16 protein-coding genes, 2 tRNA genes and 2 rRNA genes are annotated in these 25,677 nt (G+C 44.0%); 13 read left to right on the top strand and 7 right to left on the bottom strand.

The genetic code is table 11. The annotated features are described in order from the left end of the window. Positions 1–81: 81 nt before the first annotated feature. The 4 genes from CIK80_RS07705 to CIK80_RS07690 form a co-directional block, all read right to left on the bottom strand. A 23S ribosomal RNA gene (locus CIK80_RS07705) occupies positions 82–2,936 on the bottom strand. Between the two features lie 342 nt (positions 2,937–3,278). After that, positions 3,279–3,354: transfer RNA gene (locus CIK80_RS07700), tRNA-Ala, on the bottom strand. A 7-nt stretch (positions 3,355–3,361) separates the two neighbouring features. Continuing rightward, positions 3,362–3,438: transfer RNA gene (locus CIK80_RS07695), tRNA-Ile, on the bottom strand. Between the two features lie 74 nt (positions 3,439–3,512). Beyond that, positions 3,513–5,051 (bottom strand): 16S ribosomal RNA (locus tag CIK80_RS07690). Together the 16S and 23S rRNA genes with 2 tRNA genes alongside form the textbook arrangement of a ribosomal RNA operon. A gap of 1,022 nt (positions 5,052–6,073) precedes the next feature. On the opposite strand from CIK80_RS07690, the gene thrS reads away from it, so the two are divergent. From thrS to rnr, 4 genes are all read left to right on the top strand, one after another. After that, positions 6,074–8,008 carry a threonine--tRNA ligase gene (gene thrS / locus CIK80_RS07685; protein ID WP_095569470.1) on the top strand — a complete coding sequence of 645 codons (1,935 nt, stop codon included), beginning with the start codon at positions 6,074–6,076 and terminating at the stop codon, positions 8,006–8,008. 23 nt (positions 8,009–8,031) lie between these two features. After that, positions 8,032–8,535, top strand: a complete 504-nt coding sequence (infC, locus tag CIK80_RS07680; protein ID WP_062845719.1) for a translation initiation factor IF-3 — start codon at positions 8,032–8,034, stop codon at positions 8,533–8,535. A 348-nt stretch (positions 8,536–8,883) separates the two neighbouring features. Then, on the top strand, positions 8,884–10,128 hold the full coding sequence (locus CIK80_RS07675) for a toxic anion resistance protein (protein ID WP_062845720.1): 1,245 nt from the start codon (positions 8,884–8,886) through the stop codon (positions 10,126–10,128). A 155-nt stretch (positions 10,129–10,283) separates the two neighbouring features. Further along, the gene (gene rnr, locus CIK80_RS07670; RefSeq protein WP_095569469.1) at positions 10,284–12,548 is read left to right on the top strand and encodes a ribonuclease R; all 2,265 of its coding nucleotides are present in this window, start codon (positions 10,284–10,286) and stop codon (positions 12,546–12,548) included. Positions 12,549–12,616: 68 nt separating this feature from the next. Here the strand turns inward: rnr and CIK80_RS07665 are convergent, their stop codons facing one another. From CIK80_RS07665 to hisA, 3 genes are all read right to left on the bottom strand, one after another. After that, on the bottom strand, positions 12,617–12,871 hold the full coding sequence (locus CIK80_RS07665; RefSeq protein ID WP_257011703.1) for a hypothetical protein: 255 nt from the start codon (positions 12,869–12,871) through the stop codon (positions 12,617–12,619). A gap of 125 nt (positions 12,872–12,996) precedes the next feature. Next, complete coding sequence (locus CIK80_RS07660) at positions 12,997–14,622, bottom strand: mechanosensitive ion channel domain-containing protein (RefSeq protein ID WP_095569468.1); 1,626 nt, start codon at positions 14,620–14,622, stop codon at positions 12,997–12,999. A 74-nt stretch (positions 14,623–14,696) separates the two neighbouring features. Beyond that, on the bottom strand, positions 14,697–15,434 hold the full coding sequence (gene hisA, locus CIK80_RS07655) for a 1-(5-phosphoribosyl)-5-[(5-phosphoribosylamino)methylideneamino]imidazole-4-carboxamide isomerase (protein WP_062845724.1): 738 nt from the start codon (positions 15,432–15,434) through the stop codon (positions 14,697–14,699). Positions 15,435–16,509: 1,075 nt separating this feature from the next. On the opposite strand from hisA, the gene CIK80_RS07650 reads away from it, so the two are divergent. The 9 genes from CIK80_RS07650 to nqrM all read left to right on the top strand — a co-directional run bounded on the left by CIK80_RS07650 (position 16,510) and on the right by nqrM (position 25,467). Continuing rightward, the gene (locus tag CIK80_RS07650) at positions 16,510–17,862 is read left to right on the top strand and encodes a Na(+)-translocating NADH-quinone reductase subunit A (protein ID WP_095569467.1); all 1,353 of its coding nucleotides are present in this window, start codon (positions 16,510–16,512) and stop codon (positions 17,860–17,862) included. Between the two features lie 5 nt (positions 17,863–17,867). Continuing rightward, entirely contained in the window at positions 17,868–19,103 is a 1,236-nt protein-coding gene (locus CIK80_RS07645; protein ID WP_062845726.1) for an NADH:ubiquinone reductase (Na(+)-transporting) subunit B, read from the top strand. Further along, the gene (locus tag CIK80_RS07640; RefSeq protein WP_095569466.1) at positions 19,084–19,998 is read left to right on the top strand and encodes a Na(+)-translocating NADH-quinone reductase subunit C; all 915 of its coding nucleotides are present in this window, start codon (positions 19,084–19,086) and stop codon (positions 19,996–19,998) included. The genes CIK80_RS07645 and CIK80_RS07640 overlap by 20 nt, the downstream gene beginning before the upstream one ends. 1 nt (position 19,999) lies before the next feature. After that, positions 20,000–20,671, top strand: coding sequence for an NADH:ubiquinone reductase (Na(+)-transporting) subunit D (locus CIK80_RS07635; protein ID WP_062845728.1), 672 nt, complete (start codon positions 20,000–20,002; stop codon positions 20,669–20,671). Continuing rightward, positions 20,671–21,279, top strand: a complete 609-nt coding sequence (gene nqrE / locus CIK80_RS07630) for an NADH:ubiquinone reductase (Na(+)-transporting) subunit E (RefSeq protein ID WP_025652986.1) — start codon at positions 20,671–20,673, stop codon at positions 21,277–21,279. The genes CIK80_RS07635 and nqrE overlap by 1 nt, the downstream gene beginning before the upstream one ends. A gap of 178 nt (positions 21,280–21,457) precedes the next feature. Then, complete coding sequence (gene nqrF, locus CIK80_RS07625) at positions 21,458–22,693, top strand: NADH:ubiquinone reductase (Na(+)-transporting) subunit F (protein ID WP_062845729.1); 1,236 nt, start codon at positions 21,458–21,460, stop codon at positions 22,691–22,693. A gap of 319 nt (positions 22,694–23,012) precedes the next feature. Then, a complete protein-coding gene (locus CIK80_RS07620; RefSeq protein WP_095569465.1) occupies positions 23,013–23,813 on the top strand; it encodes an SDR family NAD(P)-dependent oxidoreductase in 801 nt (266 codons plus the stop codon). A gap of 169 nt (positions 23,814–23,982) precedes the next feature. Beyond that, positions 23,983–25,101, top strand: coding sequence for an FAD:protein FMN transferase (locus CIK80_RS07615; protein ID WP_257011715.1), 1,119 nt, complete (start codon positions 23,983–23,985; stop codon positions 25,099–25,101). Between the two features lie 120 nt (positions 25,102–25,221). Further along, entirely contained in the window at positions 25,222–25,467 is a 246-nt protein-coding gene (nqrM, locus tag CIK80_RS07610; RefSeq protein WP_062845731.1) for a (Na+)-NQR maturation NqrM, read from the top strand. Positions 25,468–25,677: the final 210 nt, after the last annotated feature.

Genomic DNA, 25,677 nt, shown 5'->3' with positions numbered 1-25,677 from the left:
TCGAAATGTTCTTTCTTATTCTAAAGCTTTCGCTTTACAAGATAGATTAATTAGACTTGATACAAACCACTTGGGTGTTGTATGGTCAAGCCAAACGAGCAATTAGTACAGGTTAGCTACACGCATCGCTGCGCTTCCACACCCTGCCTATCAACGTCCTAGTCTTGAACGGCTCTTTAGGGAAATCTAATCTTGAGGTGGGCTTCCCGCTTAGATGCTTTCAGCGGTTATCCCATCCGAACGTAGCTACCGGGCAATGCCACTGGCGTGACAACCCGAACACCAGAGGTTCGTCCACTCTGGTCCTCTCGTACTAGGAGCAGATCCTCTCAAATTTCCAACGCCCACGGTAGATAGGGACCGAACTGTCTCACGACGTTCTAAACCCAGCTCGCGTACCTCTTTAAATGGCGAACAGCCATACCCTTAGGACCTGCTTCAGCCCTAGGATGAGATGAGCCGACATCGAGGTGCCAAACACCGCCGTCGATATGAACTCTTGGGCGGTATCAGCCTGTTATCCCCAGAGTACCTTTTATCCGTTGAGCGATGGCCCTTCCATACAGAACCACCGGATCACTAAGACCTACTTTCGTACCTGCTCGACTTGTGGGTCTCGCAGTTAAGCGCGCTTTTGCCTTTATACTCTACGACCGATTTCCGACCGGTCTGAGCGCACCTTCGTACTCCTCCGTTACTCTTTAGGAGGAGACCGCCCCAGTCAAACTACCCACCATACATTGTCCTCGGTATTGTTATACCTGAGTTAGAACCCCAACATGACCAGGGTGGTATTTCAAGATTGGCTCCACCAAGACTAGCGTCTCGGCTTCAAAGCCTCCCACCTATCCTGCACAAGTCAGGTCAAAGTTCAATGTAAAGCTGTAGTAAAGGTTCACGGGGTCTTTCCGTCTAGCCGCGGGTACACAGCATCTTCACTGCGATTTCGATTTCACTGAGTCTCTGCTGGAGACAGCGCTGCCATCATTATGTCATTCGTGCAGGTCGGAACTTACCCGACAAGGAATTTCGCTACCTTAGGACCGTTATAGTTACGGCCGCCGTTTACTGGGGCTTCGATCAAGAGCTTCGCTTACGCTAACCCCATCAATTAACCTTCCAGCACCGGGCAGACATCACACCCTATACGTCCACTTTCGTGTTTGCAGAGTGCTGTGTTTTTAATAAACAGTTGCAGCAGCCTGGTATCTGCGACTGCCAATAGCTTACGGAGCAAGTCCTTCACCATCAGCAGCGTACCTTCTCCCGAAGTTACGGTACCATTTTGCCTAGTTCCTTCAGCAGAGTTCTCTCAAGCGCCTTGGTATTCTCTACCTGATCACCTGTGTCGGTTTAGGGTACGATTCGTTTATGACTATCGCTTAGAAGCTTTTCCTGGAAGCATGGTATTTGCCACTTCGCTGTACAAGTACAGCTTGCTATCAGATCTCGGTATAAAATAGCCCGGATTTACCTAAGCTATAAACCTACATCCTTCCACCTGGACAACCATCGCCAGGCTGGCATAACCTTCTCCGTCCCTCCATCGCATCATAAACAAGTATCGGAATATTAACCGATTTCCCATCGACTACGCCTTTCGGCCTCGCCTTAGGGGTCGACTCACCCAGCCCCGATTAACGTTGGACTGGAACCCTTGATCTTCCGGCGTGCGAGCTTTTCACTCGCATTATCGTTACTCACGTCAGCATTCGCTCTTGTGATACCTCCAGCATGCTTTACAACACACCTTCACAGGCTTACACAACGCTCCCCTACCACTTGAAAACAAATTCAAATCCGCAGCTTCGGCTCCTAGTTTGAGCCCCGTTACATCTTCCGCGCGGGCCGACTCGACTAGTGAGCTATTACGCTTTCTTTAAAGGATGGCTGCTTCTAAGCCAACCTCCTAGCTGTCTATGCCTTCCCACCTCGTTTCCCACTTAACTAGGAATTTGGGGCCTTAGCTGGCGGTCTGGGTTGTTTCCCTCTCCACAATGGACGTTAGCACCCACTGTGTGTCTCCCGGATATCACTCATCGGTATTCGGAGTTTGCATCGGTTTGGTAAGTCGGTATGACCCCCTAGCCGAAACAGTGCTCTACCCCCAATGGTGTTCGTCCGAGGCGCTACCTAAATAGCTTTCGGGGAGAACCAGCTATCACCGAGTTTGATTAGCCTTTCACCCCTATCCACAAGTCATCCCCTGGCTTTTCAACGACAGTGGGTTCGGTCCTCCGGTGCCTGTTACGGCACTTTCAACCTGCTCATGGATAGATCACTCGGTTTCGGGTCTATACCCTGCAACTAGACGCCCTATTAAGACTCGGTTTCCCTACGGCTCCCCTAAACGGTTAACCTTGCTACAGAATATAAGTCGCTGACCCATTATACAAAAGGTACGCGGTCACCCAACAAGTGGGCTCCCACTGCTTGTACGCACACGGTTTCAGGTTCTATTTCACTCCCCTCACAGGGGTTCTTTTCGCCTTTCCCTCACGGTACTGGTTCACTATCGGTCAGTCAGGAGTATTTAGCCTTGGAGGATGGTCCCCCCATCTTCAAACAGGATTTCTCGTGCCCCGCTCTACTTAATATGTTAATGCTAATGTTTCGAATACAGGACTATCACCTACTACGGTCAGCTTTCCCACGCTGTTCTTCTACATTAGTACTAATCGGCTTCTCCCCGTTCGCTCGCCGCTACTAGGGGAATCTCAATTGATGTCTATTCCTAAGGGTACTGAGATGTTTCACTTCCCCTCGTTCGCTTCCTAATAAATTAGGATACCTAGCTTATGCTAGGTGGGTTTCCCCATTCAGAAATCTCCGGATCACAGGATATTGCCGCCTCCCCGAAGCTTATCGCAGGCTGTCACGTCTTTCATCGCCTCTGACTGCCAAGGCATCCACCATGTGCGCTTCATTACTTGACCATACAACCCCAAGTAGTCTTTCGACTAAGTAGTGTCATACACTCTAATTAATGATAACGATATCACCTATGTTTACGCTTGATTCAGTTCTCTTATTTCTTTTTAGCAATCAACCCCTGGGATAACAACTGATGTCGTTAAAGAGCTGATTGCTAAGGTTAAGATGTGCGCGTGAACACGCTCATCCTAACCCAGACTCATATCTATGTTTTTAAATAGTCTCTATGCTCTCGTCGAGTCATAGATTTCCGTATAAAACAGAAAGAAGTAATCTTATTAAAATCACTTATTTCTATTTAATACCTATTTTATTTATTCGCACTCTAAGCTTAACTAAAGTAGTGGTGGAGCCAAACGGAGTCGAACCGTTGACCTCCTGCGTGCAAGGCAGGCGCTCTACCAACTGAGCTATGGCCCCATATAAATGGTGGGTCTAAGTGGACTTGAACCACTGACCCCCGCGTTATCAACACGGTGCTCTAACCAGCTGAGCTACAGACCCAATACGTTCGCTAAAACGTAAGCTTAAACTAAAGAACAACTTGTTGTGAATTCTTGCTGACCGAATGCTGTCTATAAGGAGGTGATCCAGCCGCAGGTTCCCCTACGGCTACCTTGTTACGACTTCACCCCAGTCATCAACCACACCGTGGTGATCGCCTTCCTTACGGTTAGGCTAACCACTTCTGGTGCAATCAACTCCCATGGTGTGACGGGCGGTGTGTACAAGGCCCGGGAACGTATTCACCGCGGCATTCTGATCCGCGATTACTAGCGATTCCTACTTCATGGAGTCGAGTTGCAGACTCCAATCTGGACTACGATAGGCTTTTTGAGATTCGCATCACATCGCTGTGTAGCTGCCCTCTGTACCTACCATTGTAGCACGTGTGTAGCCCTGGTCGTAAGGGCCATGATGACTTGACGTCGTCCCCGCCTTCCTCCAGTTTGTCACTGGCAGTATCCTTAGAGTTCCCGGCTTAACCCGCTGGTAACTAAGGACAAGGGTTGCGCTCGTTGCGGGACTTAACCCAACATCTCACGACACGAGCTGACGACAGCCATGCAGCACCTGTATTCTAATTCCCGAAGGCACTCCCGCATCTCTGCAGGATTCTAGATATGTCAAGACCAGGTAAGGTTCTTCGCGTTGCATCGAATTAAACCACATGCTCCACCGCTTGTGCGGGCCCCCGTCAATTCATTTGAGTTTTAACCTTGCGGCCGTACTCCCCAGGCGGTCTACTTATTGCGTTAGCTGCGTCACTAAGTCCTCAAGGGACCCAACGACTAGTAGACATCGTTTACGGCGTGGACTACCAGGGTATCTAATCCTGTTTGCTACCCACGCTTTCGAGCCTCAGTGTCAGTATGATGCCAGAAGGCTGCCTTCGCCATCGGTATTCCTCCAGATCTCTACGCATTTCACCGCTACACCTGGAATTCTACCTTCCTCTCACCTACTCTAGCCTGACAGTATCAGATGCAGTTCCCAGGTTAAGCCCGGGGATTTCACATCTGACTTATCAAGCCACCTACGCTCGCTTTACGCCCAGTAATTCCGATTAACGCTTGCACCCTCTGTATTACCGCGGCTGCTGGCACAGAGTTAGCCGGTGCTTATTCTGCAGCTAATGTCATCGTCTCCGGGTATTAACCGAAGAGTCTTCTTCACTGCTTAAAGTGCTTTACAACCAAAAGGCCTTCTTCACACACGCGGCATGGCTGGATCAGGGTTTCCCCCATTGTCCAATATTCCCCACTGCTGCCTCCCGTAGGAGTCCGGGCCGTGTCTCAGTCCCGGTGTGGCTGATCATCCTCTCAGACCAGCTACAGATCGTCGCCATGGTAGGCCTTTACCCCACCATCTAGCTAATCCGACTTAGGCTCATCTAATAGCGAGAGCAACAAGTTGCCCCCTTTCTCCCGTAGGTCGTATGCGGTATTAATTCGAGTTTCCCCGAGCTATCCCCCACTACTAGGTAGATTCCTAAGTATTACTCACCCGTCCGCCGCTCGTCATCTTCTAGCAAGCTAGAAATGTTACCGCTCGACTTGCATGTGTTAAGCCTGCCGCCAGCGTTCAATCTGAGCCATGATCAAACTCTTCAGTTTAATCTTGCTATGAAGCTCTTTAAAGAAGCTTCTAAACTTGGCTCATCTAATCTGGCAAAATCGCTAAAAATTATGTTCGTAATGAATTAACTTTGAGTTTTTCTGCTGTCTTAAATGATAATTTTTATAGTTAATAATCTTCCCGAAAAGAAAAGATAGTCAACTTTATTTTTTAGCATCCTGAATCAGCAAAAATCCACACAAGTTGTTCTTTAGTTATGCTTTTAAATAATGCCTGTCACTGTCGTCCAGTAGCAGTTATCTCTTAACTAATTATTACATAGCCAATGTGGCTTATCCTAATTAGCGAGCTGACTATCATATCATGTTTTAATAGACTGTCAAGCTTCTTTTTTAATTCGTTTCAATAAGTTAGCTCGCTAATTTTAGTGATTACTCACTCAGTTATTAACTGCTTTGCCTTAATGAGGTGCGTATTATAGACGCTTTATTCTTAGTGTCAAGGGTTTATTTTAAGTTTGTTTGAATGACCTGAATCAATCAGATATCCAACTAACCTTCCCTTTCGACTGGGTGGCATTATACGGGGTTTTATCTTGTTAGCAAGCGCTTATTCGAGTTAATTGTTGATTTTATGCTTATTGACCTTATATAACTACAAAGACAATGTGTAATACTATTTTGCTAAACCAGATCACGGTCTTAATGATAATGACTTGGCCGTTACTATTTACTATTTCTTTAAGGACTGTCAGTCCCTTGCTATCTAGTGTTTGTAGACAGTTTTTGCTATAATGGTTGATTGCATTGCATTGTTTTTCTTCTTTACTATCAAATCTCTTCTATATAGGTAAAATACTGCTCCTTATTATATGGTCCAGTCAGGTGTTATCCATGATTGGTTTTTAAGGTTGTATGCAGATTATCTAAGATAAGAAAGAGCATGCATGTAGTTTTATTAAATATCACAATGATTGAATATAATTGATGTGATCTTGCGGTTATATGATTGATGGTTGCAATCATCACTGCCAACGGATCCAAAAACAGGTGAATAGATTATGGTAGCGATTACTTTACCCGATGGTAGCGTAAAAAACTTCGAAGGCAATACAACAGTCATGGAAGTGGCGCAAAGTATTGGGACAGGACTTGCCAAGGCAACGGTTGCAGGACGTGTGAATGGGCATTTGGTCGATGCGCATGATCCTATTATTGCTGATGCTAATGTCGAAATCGTAACACCAAAAGACGCCGATGGTGTTGATATTATTCGCCATTCTTGTGCTCACTTATTGGGTCATGCCGTCAAACAACTGTATCCTGATGTAAAAATGGTGATTGGCCCGGTTATTGATGATGGCTTTTATTATGACATTTTTAGCGAAACACCATTCACACCTGATCACATGGAAAAAATTGAAAAACGCATGATGGAGCTGATTAAGCAAGATTATGACGTGATCAAAAAAATGACCCCACGTGATGAAGCGATTGACATTTTTCAATCACGCGGTGAAGACTATAAGCTCAAACTAATTAATGATATGCCGGGCGAAGAAGCCTTTGGTCTTTATCATCATCAAGAATATGTTGATATGTGCCGTGGCCCGCACGTACCGAACACACGGTTTTTAAAAGTATTTAAATTGACCAAGATGTCTGGTGCTTATTGGCGCGGCGATGCAAAAAATGAACAGCTACAACGTATCTATGGTACGGCATGGGCAGACAAAAAAGATCTGAAAGCTTACATTCAGCGTATTGAAGAAGCAGAAAAACGTGATCATCGTAAGATTGGTAAAGCGCTCAACCTGTTTCATATGCAAGAGCAAGCGCCAGGTATGGTGTTTTGGCACGCTAATGGTTGGACGATTTATCAAGTACTTGAGCAATATATGCGTAAAGTACAATATGATAATGGCTATGAAGAAATCAAAACGCCTCAAATCGTCGATCGCAGCTTGTGGGAGCGCTCAGGTCACTGGGGCAACTATGCGACCAATATGTTCACCACTGCCAGTGAAAACCGTGATTATGCTGTAAAACCCATGAACTGCCCTTGTCATGTACAGGTATTTAATCAAGGCCTAAAGTCCTACCGTGACTTGCCACTGCGCATGGCGGAGTTTGGCTCGTGTCATCGTAACGAACCGTCAGGTTCATTGCATGGTCTGATGCGTGTGCGCGGATTTACTCAAGATGATGCGCATATTTTCTGTACGCAAGCGCAAATTCAACAAGAAGTGGCCGACTTTATCAAACTAACCCTTGCGGTTTATGAAGATTTTGGCTTTGATAACATTATTATGAAGCTCTCTACCCGTCCTGAAAAACGTGTCGGCAGCGACGAATCTTGGGACTTTGCAGAAAAGGCTCTAGCAGATGCGCTTGATAGCTCAGGTCTTGATTGGGAATATCTGCCTGGCGAAGGCGCGTTTTATGGTCCGAAGATTGAATTTAGTCTGAAGGATTCTTTAGGACGTGTTTGGCAGTGCGGCACCATTCAGGTTGACCCCAACATGCCTGAACGCCTTGATGCAGAGTTTGTCAACGAACAGAATGAGCGTGAAGTCCCTATCATGCTACACCGTGCCATTTTAGGTTCATTTGAACGCTTTATCGGTATATTGATAGAAAACTATGCTGGTTGGATGCCCGTGTGGTTAGCACCGCAGCAAGTTGTGGTAATGAATATCACTGACAAACAAGCTGACGCTTGTGAAAACGTAGTTAGTGAGCTAAAAAATGCTGGTATTCGTGCTATTAGCGACTTGCGTAACGAAAAGATTGGATTTAAGATACGAGAGAAAACATTAGAACGTGTTCCCTATATGCTAGTATTAGGGGATAAAGAAGTGGAATCGGGCAGTGTCAACGTCCGAACACGCGAAGGTGAGAACCTTGGTGTGATGAGTATTTCTGAATTCACGACATTAGTACAGAACGCTGTCAGTAAAAAAGGCCGACAGACCCCAAAAACAGATGAGGAGTAATACCTATTAAACAGTCAAACCGTTTGAACATCAACGAAGATATCAATGTCAAAGAAGTCCGTCTCGTTAAAGAAGACGGCGAGCAAATGGGCGTGGTTGATATCGAAACCGCGATGAAAGCGGCACGTGATGAAAACCTAGATTTGGTTGAATTAGTTCCTGAAGCTAAGCCGCCAGTATGCAAAATCATGGATTATAAGCATTTCCTCTATGATCAAAAGCAAAAGGCAAAAGAAGCTAAGAAAAACCAAAAGCAGACTCAGCTTAAAGAGATGAAGCTACGCCCTAGTACCGAAGAAGCTGATTATCAAGTCAAATTGAGAAAGATCGTTAGCTTCTTGGAAGATCAAGACAAAGTTAAAATTAGCATCCGTTTCCGCGGACGCGAAATGGCGCACCAAGATATTGGTCGCAAACAACTTGATCGTATCATTGAAGATACCGCTGATATCTCAAACGTCGAACAGTATCCTAAGATGGAAGGTCGTCAAATGGGCATGCTGCTTGGGCCAACTAAAAAGAAATAATCGGCTCAATCGATTGTTTGTTAGTGGTGACTGTTGGTCGATGCTGTTATTCGATATAAACACCTGTCATTTGAACCATCAATATACCGTGCGATATTGATGGTTTTTTCATATTTCGCCCTTATATATTTATATGCATATAATAAGTCGACGCTACTTTACAAAACCTATCTTCTCAACCTTTTCATTACCAGTTAGTCTAAAGATCTGCTGCACTCTTTCACTATTATTCAAATAAAAACAGATAGGTGCATAAAAATTCCATTGATTATTAAGATGAGGTACGTTTCATACTATCTATGATCATTGGCTCAAATATTGTCCATTTTAGATACCATAGGAACCTTCATGCAAGAATTGACCCCACCAGAAAACGCGACAACTCCTAGTATTTCGCTGACAGCACCAGAACCTGTTAAAGAGATACAAAAAAGTGAAGCTGATCAGATGGTCAAGTTGGATGACAGCCAAATTCCAGAACTTGATGCCAAGGTCGACGCTTTTGTCGATCATGTGATTACCAACTCTGTGCACAGCCCAGAGTTTCAGCAAAATGTGCAATCCATTCATAATTTGGGTACGAAAGAGATTCGCGAATCGGCACAAGTTTCCAATCGCATGCTAGAGTTACCCGCAAAGAGTCTAAACGATAGCCTATTCGATAACTCCCCTATTGCTAAATCACTGACTGAGCTACGCGGCATCGTAGAAGATTTAGATCCCAGTAAAAAAGAGCTCACCAGCTCTCGCAAATTATTTGGTCTCATTCCATTTGGGAACAAAGTACAAGATTACTTCCGTCAGTATGAATCTGCGCAGTCGCATATCAATGCCGTTGTCACCAGTCTCTATAATGGTAAAGATGAGCTGCTCAAAGACAATGCCATGATTGAGCAAGAAAAAGTTAATATGTGGGAGCTGATGCAGTCTATTCGCCAATATATCTATGTTGGCAAAAAAATAGATGAGCAGCTAGAGCAAAAAGTTTATGCGATAGAAGCCACTGACCCCGAAAAAGCGCGCATTATCAAAGAAGAGATGTTGTTTTATGTGCGTCAAAAAAATACAGATTTTTTAACTCAGCTGGCGGTCAATGTACAAGGATATTTGGCGCTAGACACGATACGCCGTAACAACTTGGAACTCATTAAAGGGGTTGATCGCGCGACAACCACGACAGTGTCTGCCCTACGTACCGCCGTCGTCGTTGCGCAGGCCATGACCAATCAAAAACTGGTACTTGACCAAATTACTGCGCTCAATAAAACCACCAGTAGTTTGATTGAATCTACGTCGGCGATGCTCAAACGTCAGTCTGGTGAGATTCATGAGCAGGCTACCAGTAGTAGTATTGAGCTTGATAAACTCCAAAATGCCTTCAATAATGTCTATGATACGATGGATATGATTAGTAATTATAAAATTGAAGCACTAGAAAACATGAAGCAGACGGTCAATACGCTGACTACTGAGGTTGATAAAGCACAAAAATACCTCGATAAATCTAATCAGACCACTGTTTTAGAAGTCTCCAAAGAATTGGATAGTAAAAAAATCACCAGTAAATCAAATACCGTCGATATCGATATTTGAGTATTTATAACGTTTTTACCCCATACAGTTATTGCCTAATAAAGGTGATATCTCCAGCTATCGAATACATATAAGACAATTGACGCAAGATATTACAGCGTCGTTCGTGTTAAGATAGTACCTATTAATAATTTTAAAAATAGATACGGTAATTTATGAGTTGGAATGATCCAAACGCCTCAATTGAGGCAAAAAGATATGACAATCCTATTCCTAGTCGTGAGCTGATATTGAGCACGATTAATGAACATGGTGAAGTCACGCATCAACAGTTGGCCAAAGCCTTCAATATTGATGACCCAGACCAGTTTGATGCTTTAGGCAATCGATTAAAAGCAATGGCTCGTGATGGACAAGTAAACCGTGACGGTCGTCCTTATCGCTATCGTACGGTGACTCAGCAAGATATCGTCACAGGTACAGTATCGGCGCATCCTAAAGGCTTCGGTTTTGTCGTATTAAGCGATATGCCAGATTTGTTCTTACATGAAAAGCAAATGCGCTGGGTATTTAATGGCGATACAGTAGACGCCGTCGGTACGTCAACAGACAACCGTGGTCGTACAGAAGGCCGTATTGTCGATGTGGTTGAACGTCGTCAAAACAATTTTATTGGTACGCTAGCACGTGATGAAGATGGCTATTGTGTTGAGCTTGGTAGCCCAAACAATCACCAACCAATCACCGTCACTGATGATAATGTCCAAGCATTGAACATTAAGCAAGGTGCGCCTGTCAAAGTTGACATCATCGATTGGCCAAATCAGCACGAATTTGCCACAGGTAAAATCACTGAAGTATTGTCTGATGACAATGATCGTGAACTGATTATCGAAACCACGCTGCTCAATTATGATATTCCATCAGATTTTAGTGAAGCTGCGCTGAAGCAAGCTAGTGATTATCAAGAGCCAACAGAGAAAGATTTGAAAGGTCGTAAGGATTTACGTGACTTGCCACTCGTTACAATCGATGGTGAAGATGCACGTGACTTTGATGATGCCGTATATGCCGAAAAACGCTCTGGCGGTAATTATCGAGTAGTCGTAGCGATTGCAGATGTGAGCTATTATGTCACGCCAAACTCACCTCTTGATCAAGACGCGTTTGAACGTGGTACATCCGTCTACTTCCCGCATCGTGTGATTCCAATGTTGCCTGAAGTGCTGTCAAACGGACTGTGTTCATTGAACCCAAATCTTGATCGCCTCTGTATGGTCGCTGATATCAAGATATCGCGCGCAGGCAAGGTCACAGGATACGAGTTTTATCCATCAGTCATGCACTCACAAGCACGCTTGACTTACAATCAAGTAAATGCCTATCTTGAGAATCCACAAGATAAAAGCGTACCCACGTCACTGACTGGCAATAAAAATGTCAAAAAATCTATTGATACCCTTTATCAGTTATACGAGCTATTGCTTAAAAAACGTGAAGAGCGTCATGCAATGGAGTTTGAGACTGTCGAGACGTATATTAAGTTCAATGAAAAAGGTGGCATTGATGCTATCTTGCCACGAACTCGTGGTGACTCTCAAAAACTTATCGAAGAATGTATGTTACTTGCCAATACGTGCGCGGCAAATTTTGCCTTAAAGCACGAATTGCCAGTCTTGTATCGTAACCATGATAAGCCGGATAGCGAAAAGTCGATGCGTATCCATGAATATGCTAAAAACTTTGGCTTGCCGTTCCCTGAAGAGAGTCCAACACAGGCAGACTATCAGCGTATTATTGAAGCGACTAAAGACCGTCCAGATGCCATTAGCATCCACAGTATGCTGCTGCGTTCTATGATGCAAGCAAACTATGCACCTGACAATATCGGTCACTTTGGTTTGGCTTATGACGAATATAGCCACTTTACCTCACCCATTCGCCGTTACCCTGATTTGATGTTGCATCGTGCTATCAAAGCAAAGGTGACCAATAGCAAACAGCCAGTCATGGACTTTTCTTTGGATGGTGCTGGTACACAGACATCAGACACAGAACGTCGTGCAGAAAAAGCATCACGCTATGTTGAGTCTTGGCTAAAGTGTCATTATATGACCGATCATGTTGGCGAAGAGTTTGAAGGTGTAGTCACTACCGTGACCAATTTTGGCTTATTTGTGACATTGACTGATTTGTACATTGATGGCTTGGTCCATATCTCAAACGTCGGTGATGATTTCTTTGTTTACGATGAGCAGCAGCAACAGCTTATCGGTAAAGACAAAGGCACCTTATTTGGGCTTGGTGATTTGGTCAAAGTAAAAGTGGCTGGCGTGAACATGGATCTGCTACAAATTGACTTTGATTTGAAAGAAAAGCTGCAATCTAGTGAGATGAATCAAACGAAAAAAGGCCAGTCTAAAAGAAGTCCAGCAAAAAAAGGCAACAGCCGTAGTAGAAGCGCTAATAAGAAAAGCTAATATTAGCTAAAACGTCAAAACCATAAAAAAGGCTAACGTCATCGTTAGCTTTTTTTATGTGTACTATTTTACTTTGCTTCATCATCCATTTGTGCCAGTCGCGCTTGGTCAGTTTGTTGAGCTTGATCAATTTTAGTAGTGGCATCATCCAAGATGGCTTTGGGCTGCTCACCAAGCGGTTTATTAGCAATATTATTTGAGTTGCTTGTATCAGATACCAGTGTGTGCGCCGTTTTTTGCTCAGAAGTAGTGCTACTTAAAGCCATCTCTCTGTCTTTTTCACGCTGATAATCATTGATGATATTAAAAGCCAATAATGCCATTATCCCAACCAATGAAAATATAATCAGATGTTTTATTTGGATAAAAAATGTCTCGTATGTCATTAAAAAGTCTATATACGTTTTACTGCACTTTTTATGCCCAATTTTTAGATTGCCTATGTCGCTTACTCTTGTGGACTGGCACTGTCTAATAAATCGGTTTCATCTGAGCTTTCCGCAATTTCTTGCTCGACCTTTTCCATTAATTTATCGTTGGGACGCGCATCCAAAACCTCCTTGGCATCGTGACCTTGCAAAATATGCTTGGCTCGAGCTTTGGCTTTTTGCTTATCTTTATCGTCAATACTTGGCAGTTCATCATGATCATCGTGAGTAATAATGGGTGTGGCTGAAACTCGCGGTTTATGAGCAGTAGCACTACTGGTATCTAAGCTTCCTTGCATATGCTCAAGCGCTTTTTCGAGTTTTTTGTTGAAGCGTAGGCGGTAAATAGGTTCTGGTAAGCTAAATCCTGCGTTTTCTAAGGCATGCTTGGTCTCACGAATGGCAATACTACGCGCTTTAGCAAAATCTGTTTCTGATTGATTCACCCATATTTGAAACTCTAAGACAATGTTCGAATCGCCAACATTGGTAATCACCGCCATTGCTTTCGGATTGTCTAACACAAAAGCCAAATCATTGATGGCGTCAACGCCGACTTTGATAGCGGCCAACGGATCGTTATTGGCATCCACGCCCAACTCAAAGGTAAAACGGCGCTCAGGATTTTTGGTGTAATTTAAGATAGTGCCTTTAAAGACTTCAGCATTAGGAATTCGAAGCTGGTTACCATCTAAGGTCATCAATATGGTTGCACGTGACGTCAAACGCACCACAATACCTTCTTGCTGGTTGATCACGATATGATCACGGGCGCGAAAAGGTTGACGAATACTGAGCATCAAGGATGCAATATAATTTTCGATGGTATCTTTGACGGCAAAACCAACGGCGATACCAATGACACCCGCACCACCCAGCAAAGTACCCAAAATGGTTTCTGCACCGATTAAGCTCAATGCCAGAATAAGACCAAAAACAATAAAAATAACTTTTACCGTTTGGGCTAATAACTCAGCGACAAACGGATTGGGCGTTAAACGCTCCCACATTTTTTTGCGGTTCGACAGCCAACTGCCGAGCCATGTCACCAGTATGAATATCACCAAACCGACCAATAATAAAGGCAGCGCTTTGACCAAGTTTTTGACTTGTGCTTTTAGCGTTTGATAAACCGTCGTGACGTTGTCTTGTACATCCAGAGTACGGTCAATTCGATCATCAACAGTGACCACATCGGTCAAGCGATTGGTCAAATTAATGGCTTGTTGTGCCTTTTTCTCGTTTGGTGTCTCACCCGTTAAGGTGACAACCCCTTGGGCAACGCTAACATCGACAGCTTGCAGCCCTTCGATTTCAGAAAAAATACCTTTGATACGTTGACGAATGTCACTGTCTGTTTGTAGAGAGGGCGTGGTTTCGATTTGAGCATTGTTGGTGCTCTGACCATTAATTACTGGCGGAGCAGGCAAGGGTTCAGACGATTCCGCTACCTCGTTTGCTGATGTAGTAGAATCATCTGTTACCACTTGCTCGGTGGTCTCTATTCCTAATGCGGTGGTTATGCTGCTCACTTCTTCATCAGCAGCATGCGCAGGCAACCAGCAAATGACGATCAGTAGCAACCATGCCTGACCCCACGTTTTTAAACAACTACGTATTATCGAGTGGTCAAGATAAGCGGCCATAAGTATCTTCTACTGGGTTTTTATCGGCGTTTTTTATTGCAAATCTCTCTTGCTACAAAGATTTGCGTTAATTGTTAACGATCTAAATAAACCTGCGCTTCAGCCAAATTCAACGTACCTTCGTAGATTGCGCGACCAGTAATGATACCTTCGATACAGTCGCCGTATGGCTTTAATAGCTCAATGTCTTTCATATCTGTCACACCGCCTGAGGCGATCACCGGCAATCCACCTTCACGGGCTAAATTCACTGTTTGCTCAACATTCACGCCTTGCATCATACCATCACGAGCAATGTCAGTATAAACAATCGAGGAGACACCCACATCTGCAAAACGCTTAGCCAGCTCAGTTGCTTTAGTATCCGTCACATTTGCCCAGCCATGAGTGGCAACCATACCGTCTTTGGCATCAATACCGACGATAATGTGTCCTGCAAACTCGCGACAAGCCTCAGTGACAAAGCTAGGATCTTCAACGGCTTTTGTACCAATGATGATGTAAGTCAATCCCGCCGTAATATACTGCTCAATCGTGTTCATGTTTCTGACACCGCCGCCCAGCTGAATAGGCAAGTTTGGATATGCCTTGGCGATATCATGAACCACTTGTCTATGCACTGGCACACCATCAAACGCACCGTTTAAATCGACCAAATGAAGCCTACGTGCTCCTTCCTCTACCCAGCGCGCCGCCATGGCCACTGGATCGTCAGAAAATACCGTATCATCTTCCATACGGCCTTGTTTTAAGCGCACACATTTACCATCTTTTAAATCAATCGCCGGGATAATGACAGGCACAGCACACATACAGCATTCCTTATCTTATAAAGCAAAGTATTAAATAAATTTTGGGTATTAACCCTTAAAAATCAAACAGTAATAGACAGATATCCTCTAAGACGCTCATTTAGACCATATAGTCGCCAAGACAGATAACAAAACAAATCGTGCTTAAAGAGGATATGACTGATTGTGGGAAATAAATACTCATAACCACAAGTTTTGATATATCTATTTACTGTAAACATGAGGTAAATTCAATTACTGACTGGCAATTTTAGGTCAATTTAGCGTATAATCCTAGGTAAATTTTTATTTGTTTCTATGTGATAGTAACCATACGCTATGCTTTTAACTGAGTCATTCTTGGCTTAAGGTTGCATAGCAGTCAGGAAGAATCAGGCAGGAATTTACCGCATCTGTACGATGTTGGCTAATACCTTGCTAAGAAGGGTTATATTAGAAATTTCAACTGGTGGACGTTAAACCGTCTACTCTGCACTACCAAAATCTAATTAGATACCTTCTACGATGTCTCTATCATTAGTTAACTATTACTAACAGTCATTACTAGCGCTATGACAACTGATTGTAATAAGTGAGACTCACTTATCGGTTGCTCAGCTGGTTTGTCTTTTAACCAGTTTGCTATCTATTTTCATAGATTATTATTTGACTATTTTTTCTATTGAGCGTTGTTTTGTAAGACCTCAAACTGATAAGGAAAGTCAATCATACTGGCGTTACAAGCTTTAATTTTCAATGAAACGTGTGATAAGGCTGTTTGTTTTGAAAATAGTCACTTTTAGCTCACTGCTTTAGCGATTAATTTTGATGGAATGGTTTTAGCATACACCTTGGTAGCCAGTCGCCACTTTGGTAATTCGAATAAGACATTAACGTGTTGTTAAGGAGTCTGAGGTCAGCGTTAATACTCTTACTAGTAGTTTTGATCGTGCATTGTTTTAAAAAACCCGTTATCGCTATCCTACTATAGGAGTAGAGATTTGTGGGCTTTATTTAATGACGCAAATGTTCATGCTACCGATATACCAAACAGGACGTCTGGTATCGTTTTAGACTATGGACTAAGTTTTCGCTTATGATTACCATCAAAAAAGGTTTGGATTTGCCCATCACTGGTGAACCCTCCCGCGAGATATCTGAGCACCAACCTACACATGTAGCGGTTATTGGCTATGACTATGTGGGTATGAAACCCACGATGAATGTCAAAGAAGGTGACATTGTAGCCAAAGGCCAGCCCGTTTTTGAAGACAAAAAACGCGTTGGCGTGATCTACACTGCCCCTGCTGCTGGTAAGGTTATCGCGGTCAAACGCGGTGAACGTCGTGTGTTTGAAAGTCTTGTGATTGCGGTTGACCCAAACGGTGAAGAAGTAGAATTTGAGCGCTATGACTCCCAGCAACTTGCTGACCTAGATTCTGAAGTCGTTGAAACCCAGCTACTTGCCTCTGGCGAATGGACGGCGTTTCGCACGCGTCCTTACAGTCGTGCTCCAGAAATCGGTGCCCGTCCACACGCTATCTTTGTCACGGCCATGGATACCAATCCATTGGCTCTTGATCCGATGATGCTGATTAATGAACAGTTACAAGCGTTCAATGACGGTCTTGCTGTACTATCAACCCTTAGCCCCAAGACTTTTGTTTGTCATCACGGCAATACACCGTTGACGCCAGTTGCAAAAACGGCTGCCAATAATGTCACTGAGTATCATGGCTTTGCTGGTAAACATCCAGCAGGATTGGCTGGTACACACATTCACTTTTTGCATCCAATCATGCGCGGTGTTAGCGTATGGACGATTGGCTATCAAGATGTGATCGCTATTGGTAAGCTATTTACTACAGGGCGTTTGTATACGCGTCGTATGATTAGCTTGGCGGGTCCGGCAGTCACCAACCCACATCTAGTGGCTACTGAGCGCGGTGCTGACATTACTGCCCTTACAAAAGGTCAATTAGCAGCTGGCGAGAATCGTATTATTTCAGGTTCTGTCTTGTCTGGTCGCAAAGTGTTTGACAATATCGCTTATCTTGGTCGCTTCCATGACCAAGTCAGTGTGTTGCCTGAAGGTCGCGAGCGCCCTGCGTTCCACTTCTTTAGTGCGGGTGCAAACCGTTTCTCTAAATTGCCTATCTATATCTCTCAGTTCTTTGGTGGCAAAAAGTACAACTTCACCACGACAAGCAACGGCTCACCAAGAGCCATGGTGCCTATCGGGGTTTATGAAGAAGTGATGCCACAAGACTATCTGCCAACACAGTTACTACGAGCATTGATTGTCGAAGACATCATCAGTGCTGTTGATTTAGGCGTACTCGAATTGGACGAAGAAGATTTAGCATTATGCACCTTTGTATCTCCTGGCAAATATGAATTCGGTGATATTTTGCGTGATAACTTAACGCGCATTGAGCTGGAGGGCTAACCACGATGAAATTTTTACACAATATGTTCGATCGTATGGAGCCGTCTTTCACCAAAGGTGGCAAACACGAAAAATACTATGCCATTTTTGAGATGTTTGATACGTTCTTGCGTCAACCAAGCTCAACGACTTACGCATCTTCACACGTACGTGACGGTATAGACCTTAAGCGTATTATGATTACCGTATGGCTTTGTACGTTCCCAGCGATGTTTTGGGGTATGTACAACATCGGTCATCAAGCGCTAACTGCGATCGATCAGCTTGGCTTGCAGCCTGAAGGCTGGCGCACTGTCATCACTAGCATGGTAGGCTATAATCCAGAGAGTATCTGGGCGAGCTTCGTTTATGGTGCTATGCAGTTCTTACCGATTTATATCGTCACCTTTGCGGTCGGTATTCTTTGTGAGATTATCTTTGCCGTGGTGCGAGGACATGAAGTCAACGAAGGTTTCTTTGTGACCTCTGTCTTATTTGCCTTATGTCTACCACCAGATATTCCATTATGGCAAGTTGCCCTAGGTATTATCTTCGGTGTGGTAGTGGCCAAAGAAGTATTTGGTGGTACAGGTAAAAACTTCCTTAACCCTGCCCTATCAGGTCGTGCCTTCTTGTACTTTGCTTATCCAGCCTATATGTCTGGTGACTCAGTATGGACGGCAGTAGATGGTTTCTCAGGGGCGACGCCTCTTGGTCTGGCTGCCCTTGGTGTGGTTCCTCAAGATTTTGTTGATGTGTATGGCAATGCCATCACATGGGGCGATGCATTCTTAGGCAACATGCAAGGCAGTATCGGTGAAGTATCAACACTTGCAATTTTGATGGGTGCCGCTGTTCTACTATGGACGCGCATCGCTTCATGGCGCATCATGGCAGGGTGTGTGGTCGGTCTTGTTGCCACGTCTCTTGTATTCAATATGATTGGCTCTGAAGACAATATGATGATGAACCTGCCATTTTATTGGCATTTGGTTATCGGTGGTTTTGCATTCGGTGCTGTCTTTATGGCGACCGATCCTGTATCAGCTGCGCACACCAATAAAGGTCGCTGGGCATATGGTATCTTGATTGGTTTTATGACCGTATTGATCCGTGTGATTAACCCTGCTTTTCCAGAAGGCATCATGCTAGCCATTCTTTTTGCCAACTTATTTGCTCCATTGTTTGATTATTTTGTGACCCAAGCAAACATCAAACGCCAAACAGCTCGGAGGGTTCGCTATGTCCAAGCCCAAAAGTAACAATGCGAAAACCATCAGTGTGGCATTGACGCTATGCTTGGTGTGTTCAGTACTGGTATCAGCAGTTGCTGTTGGTCTCAAACCAGCACAAGTCGAAAATGCTCGCTTAGACCGTAACAAAAACATCTTGGTAGCAGCGGATATGTATAACGCTGAATCTGATACCGCAGAAGATGTTGCTGAGCGCTTCAAAGACTTTGATGTCGAAATTATTGATTTAAATAAAGGTACTTATCTTGATGATAGTGCCTTAGCAGACGCTGGCATCCCTGATCGTAACGCTTATGATGCAAGTCAAGCAACCAAAAACCAAGCATTGAGTGAAGACTTGGGTGACAACGATCCTGCTGGTATTGGTCGTAAGCCCAAATATGCCAAAGTCTATGTCAAAAAAGATGACGCGGGCAAACCTGAAGTGGTTGTACTGCCGATTCAAGGGTATGGACTATGGGGTACTATCTACGGTTTCTTAACCCTTGAAAGCGATATGAATACCATCAAAGGTATCAGTTTTTATGAGCATAAAGAAACCCCAGGTCTTGGCGCACGTATCGAAGAGCCAGAATGGCGTGCAAAGTGGACGGGTATCCAGTCCTATGACGAAAACGGTGATGTTGCTACTGGTGTAACCAAAGCAGGTGCGCCGAAAGAAAACTGGGTAGATGGTATCAGTGGCGCGACGCTTACTAGCCGCGGTGTCAGTAATATGATTCAGTTTTGGTTAGGTGATCAAGGCTACAAGCCGTATCTAGATATGCTACGTAAAGAAAGTGGTCAAACAGTTGAAGATGCTGATACGCAGGCGAATCAGTCAACGCAATCAAAGACCAGTCCAGCTCAACCTAATACCGAACTGGCAGCATTGCAGCCAGTAGCAAACGGCAAGGAGGCATAACATGGCTGACACGAAAACTATTTTAACCTCACCTATTTTTGATAACAACCCGATTGCGTTACAGATCCTAGGTATCTGTTCGGCATTGGCGGTCACCACGAGCATGGCCAATGCCATGGTTATGTGTGTGGCGTTGACATTAGTAACAGCATTTTCGAGCTTCTTTATCTCGATCATTCGTAAACAAATCCCTTCGAGCATTCGTATCATCGTACAGATGACCATTATTGCCTCGTTGGTTATTTTGGTCGATCAGGTACTAAAAGCGGTCGCTTATGATGTGAGTAAAGGCTTATCTGTCTTCGTTGGTTTGATCATTACCAACTGTATCGTTATGGGCCGTGCAGAAGCGTTTGCAATGAGCAATCCACCTGTACCTAGCTTTTTAGATGGTATCGGTAACGGTCTTGGTTACTCTGCGGTACTGCTGTTTGTTGCAACTGTCCGTGAGATATTAGGCGCAGGTACTTGGTTTGGTATTACCATTCTACAACCAGTCACTGACGGCGGTTGGTATTTGCCAAACGGTCTATTATTATTGCCACCATCAGCGTTCTTTATTATTGGTTTGTTTATTGCCATTGTTCGTATCTGGAAACCAGAACAGGTCGAAGAAGCTGAATTTGTAATGAAGCCGCAGTCTAAAGGCATGGCACATGGAGGCGGTCACTAATGGGACATTATGTTAGTTTATTTATAACCTCAGTCTTTATTGAGAACATGGCGCTGGCCTATTTCTTAGGTATGTGTACTTTCTTGGCAGTGTCAAAGAAAGTATCAACAGCCATTGGTCTTGGGGTTGCCGTGGTTGTCGTTATGGCGATTACCGTTCCGCTAAATAACTTACTTTTTCAGTTCATCCTAAAAAATGGTGCGCTGGCATGGGCAGGTTTCCCTGATATTGACTTAAGCTTCTTAGGGTTGCTCAGTTATATTGGTCTTATTGCTGCGACGGTACAGATCCTTGAGATGTTTTTGGATAAGTTTGTACCAAGTCTTTATAACGCGCTTGGGGTGTTTTTGCCTCTTATCACTGTAAACTGCGCCATCTTAGGTGGGGTTCTGTTTATGGTTGAGCGTGATTATAACTTTGGTGAATCCATGGTTTATGGTGTGGGTGCAGGTTTTGGTTGGGCACTTGCTATTACTGCGTTGGCCGGTATTCGCGAGAAGCTAAAGTACTCGGACATCCCAGCACCGCTACGTGGTCTTGGTATTACCTTTATTACGGTTGGTCTTATGTCGCTCGGCTTTATGTCGTTCGGTGGTATGTCCATTTAAACCGTTTGGTCTAGCGTTATTGACTCATAAAAGCATGACTTTCTTATCAGTTGATACGCTATCTTCAAGACCTTATTTAGCTATTTGACCTATTTAATTCATTTATTCGGTAGGCGTTCGGGTACAGCATAACATCCATGCCCCCGCACCCCTACCCCATAGATTAAGGATACATATCATGGATTATGCTACGGCGATTGGTGGCGTGGCTATGTTTACCTTGATCATCATGGGCCTTGTTGCCATTATTTTGGCAGCTCGTTCAAGATTGGTCAGTTCAGGTGACGTTACCATTCATATCAATGATAATCCCGATAATGATGTAGTGACACCAGCAGGTGGTAAGCTACTGCAAACACTTGCAAGCGAAGGTATCTTTTTATCTTCAGCATGTGGTGGTGGTGGTACCTGTGCACAGTGTCGCTGCCGTGTTATTGAGGGTGGCGGTTCTATATTGCCCACCGAAGAAGGCTATTTTACTCAAGGCGAAATCCGTGATCACATGCGCTTGGCTTGTCAGGTAGCTGTCAAACAAGACATGAAAATCGAGATTGACCCTGAGTTTTTTGATGTACAAAAATGGGAATGTGAGGTTATCTCTAACGATAACGTGGCAACCTTTATTAAAGAATTGGTACTTAAAATTCCAGAAGGCGAAGAAGTTAACTTCCGAGCTGGTGGTTATGTGCAGTTAGAAGCGCCACCGCACGAAGTTCACTATAAAGACTTTGTGGTAGATGAAGAGTACCGAGAAGATTGGGAAAAATTTGGCATTTTCAAATATGTGTCAAAAGTTGATGAGCCAGTGATTCGCGCTTATTCAATGGCCAACTACCCAGAAGAAAAAGGCTTAATCAAGTTCAACATTCGTATCGCAAGTCCACCGCCACGCGGCCCTGACAACATTCCACCAGGCAAAATGTCTTCTTGGGTGTTTAGCTTAGTACCTGGCGACAAAGTTACGGTTTCAGGTCCGTATGGTGAGTTCTTTGCCAAGAAAACGGAAGCTGAGATGATCTTTGTCGGTGGTGGTGCTGGTATGGCACCAATGCGTTCTCACATTTTTGATCAGTTGAAACGCTTAAACACCGATCGTAAGATTAGCTTTTGGTACGGTGCACGCTCTATCCGTGAGATGTTCTACGTTGAAGATTACGATCAATTGGCGGAAGAGTTTGATAATTTTGAGTGGCATGTGGCCTTGTCTGATCCATTACCAGAAGATAACTGGGAAGGTCCAACAGGCTTTATTCATAATGTCTTACTTGAAAACTACCTGAAAGACCATCCAAACCCTGAAGACTGTGAATTTTACATGTGTGGGCCACCAATGATGAATGCGGCGGTAATCGACATGTTACACAGTTTGGGTGTTGAAGATGAAAACATCATGCTTGATGACTTCGGTGGTTAGATTGTCTGATTAAGCAAAAAAGCTTGTTTAAGAATGTCTATAGAAAAGAGTCTCAATTGAGGCTCTTTTTTTGTTTGGATAACCCGTTCAAAATAAAATCGTTACATAGATAGCTACGTAATACTGGTACAAATTGTTTTTGCTTACTGATCGCAAGCGTGACAGAGGCTATAAACACTTTATACCAGTAGCATCTTACAGTTTTTAAAATAAATCGATTATAAGAAATACGCTTAGCCGTTAGTACTACAAATTAAAATGGTAGGTTGCGTTGTCTATCCTATATGATTGATGACTTAACCAATAAGAAGGGACACTTATGACAACCAAATATAAAGAACTGACCATATGGATAACAGGTGCTTCTAGCGGTATCGGTGAAGCCTTAGCCATAGCATTTGCTAAACGCGGTGCAACCATGATATTGAGTGGACGCGATCATGATAAGTTAGCAGCGGTAAAACAACGCTGCAAACATACTAAAAAGCATCTGGTCGTGCCTTTTGATCTTAGTGATGCTGAACAAGCAAAAGAAGCCTACAACATGGCTAAGGCTCACACGGGTAGCATTGATTGGCTAATCAATAATGCTGGCGTGAGTCAACGCTCTCTTATCGTGGACACTGCAGAAGAGGTGGAACGACAAATTATGGAGATAGATTACTTTGCGCAAACACGTCTAACCAGATTGGTATTACCAGACATGATGGCACAGGGTGGTGGCAAAATAGTCATGATCTCTAGCGTCGCAGGGCTATTAGGAACTCAATATCGCAGTGCGTACGGTGCTGCCAAAGCTGCCATTCATATGTGGGCCAACAGCTTACGTGCCGAATTGCATGATCAAGGAATAGAGGTCGCAACGATATTTCCTGGATTTATTCAAACCAATGTGTCCATTAACGCCCTGACAGGTGATGGAAGCCGGCAAGGTACGATGGATGAGGCGACCAGTAAAGGATTAACAGCGGCGGCATTCGCCAAACAAGCTGTCAAAGCACTCACAAAAGGGGAAGAATACATTATCATCGCAGGGGCGAAAGAAAAGCTGGCCACCAAGGTAAATCGAGTATCACCGCCTAGGCTGTATAAGCTTATCCGTGAATCAAAGGTAAAATGATAAACATCCCATGAATGATGTCTTTCATACTATATTGTTTGCTTAATTTTATTGATATTGGCTTTATGGGCGGTACGGGGTGTAAAATAGGTATCGCTTATTATCCAAAGCCACATTCACTTTCCGCTATAGCAACGAACTTATGAAAACTACATTCTTCGCTTCATCCATGCATGCTTTATCTTCTACCAAAACGACGCGCGCTACTTTGTATAGTGTCATCGGTCTTACCATTGCCTTGAGTCTCAGTGCTTGCCAGCAATCGCCAGAATATAACTATCTGAGCGGTGAGACGATGGGTACCAGCTATCACATCAGTTATGAGCTTCCTGATGATGCGGATGAAGCTGCCATACAAGCAGACATAGATAAGCGTTTGCAGGAAATCAACGACAGCATGTCTACTTATCAAGCAGACTCAACCATCTCTACATTTAACCGTGCAGCCAAAGACACCCCCATCACTATTGACACAGATTTTGATCGTGTGCTCGATGTATCTCGCATCGTATATAAGCAATCGGGCGGTGCATTTGATCCTACGGTCATGCCATTGGTAGACACTTGGGGATTTGGTAGCACCATGACGGTTGAGCGCCTGCAAAGTCCACCAACGGCTTTAGAGATTGCTCAAGCGAAAGCTTTAGTCGATTTTGAAGGCGTTATACAACAGGATAAAAAGATCCATAAAGTCAAAGGTGGTATCGGTCTTGACTTCTCAGCTGTCGCTAAAGGTTATGGTGTCGATGTGATTGCTGATGTACTCAAAGATAACTACCAGATTCGCAATTATATGGTCGAAATTGGTGGTGAAATTGCGACCTCTGGTGTCAATAACCAAAAACAGCCATGGCAAATCGCGATAGACGCCCCTATCAAAGACAGCACTGTGAGCGAGCGCCAGACGATATCCGCTATTCGCCAGCCAATCAATACCGACAACCAGATGCATTTGGCAACTTCGGGCAACTATCGTAACTCTGTCATCTTTGATGGAAGACGCTATACCCATACCATTGATCCTACGACTGGCGAGCCAATTGCTGGCGGCGCACCTTCAGTAACGGTTGCTGCAAAGTCAGTGGCACTGGCAGACGCTTGGGCAACAGCTCTAACGGCCATGCCTTATGAAAAAGCATTAGCGCTTGCTAAAGATAAAAATTTGGCCGCGATGTTTGTGGTATTGGCTGATGGCGTCGAAATGGATGGGACACATGACAGTGTTGACGATTGGCAAGTCGTGCAAACCCCTGCCATGCAGGCCTTACGTGCTGATAAAAAGCCCTAACTTTTGGTGACTCACGTTGAGTACACGATTAGCAACAACGAATCGCACAAAATTTGCTATACTATTAAGTAGTTAACATAAAAAACGACTGCCCTATCTTTAAAAATTGAGGTTTCCTCTATGCTTAGTCAATTGCTTCCCATGCTTGCCATCACCTTTTCGGTGTTTATTTTATTCTTTGTCTTTATGGGCATTGGTTATATGGTTAAAAAGAAGCCTCTGAGAGGGTCTTGCGGGGGCGTTGCTAAACTTATGGGGGATGAAAATTGCTCATTTTGTGGTAATGATCCCAATAAATGTGATTCTCTTATTGCTGAACAACAAGAGCATGCCTTAAAAGCCGCTCAACTAGGAAAATCCGTATAAACCTTTGATTTATTCTGGTACGCTGGTAGCTTTTACTTTACATTTGTTCTTATAATAGCGTCTAGTCCTTTAAAAGGGCTGGCGCTATTTTTCTTTGTGCCATTAGATATTTATAGGTGACTTCTCAAAGCCATTATCGACGAGAATCCCTACTCGTACATGATGCTACCTTGTCTCACCATCTAAAGTAGTAAGCTTATCTATCTTATG

Source organism: Psychrobacter sp. JB193 (assembly GCF_002285555.1).
GTDB classification, from domain to species: domain Bacteria; phylum Pseudomonadota; class Gammaproteobacteria; order Pseudomonadales; family Moraxellaceae; genus Psychrobacter; species Psychrobacter alimentarius.
Note: the sequence above shows the minus strand (reverse complement) of the source record. Positions and strands in the feature narration are given on the sequence as shown.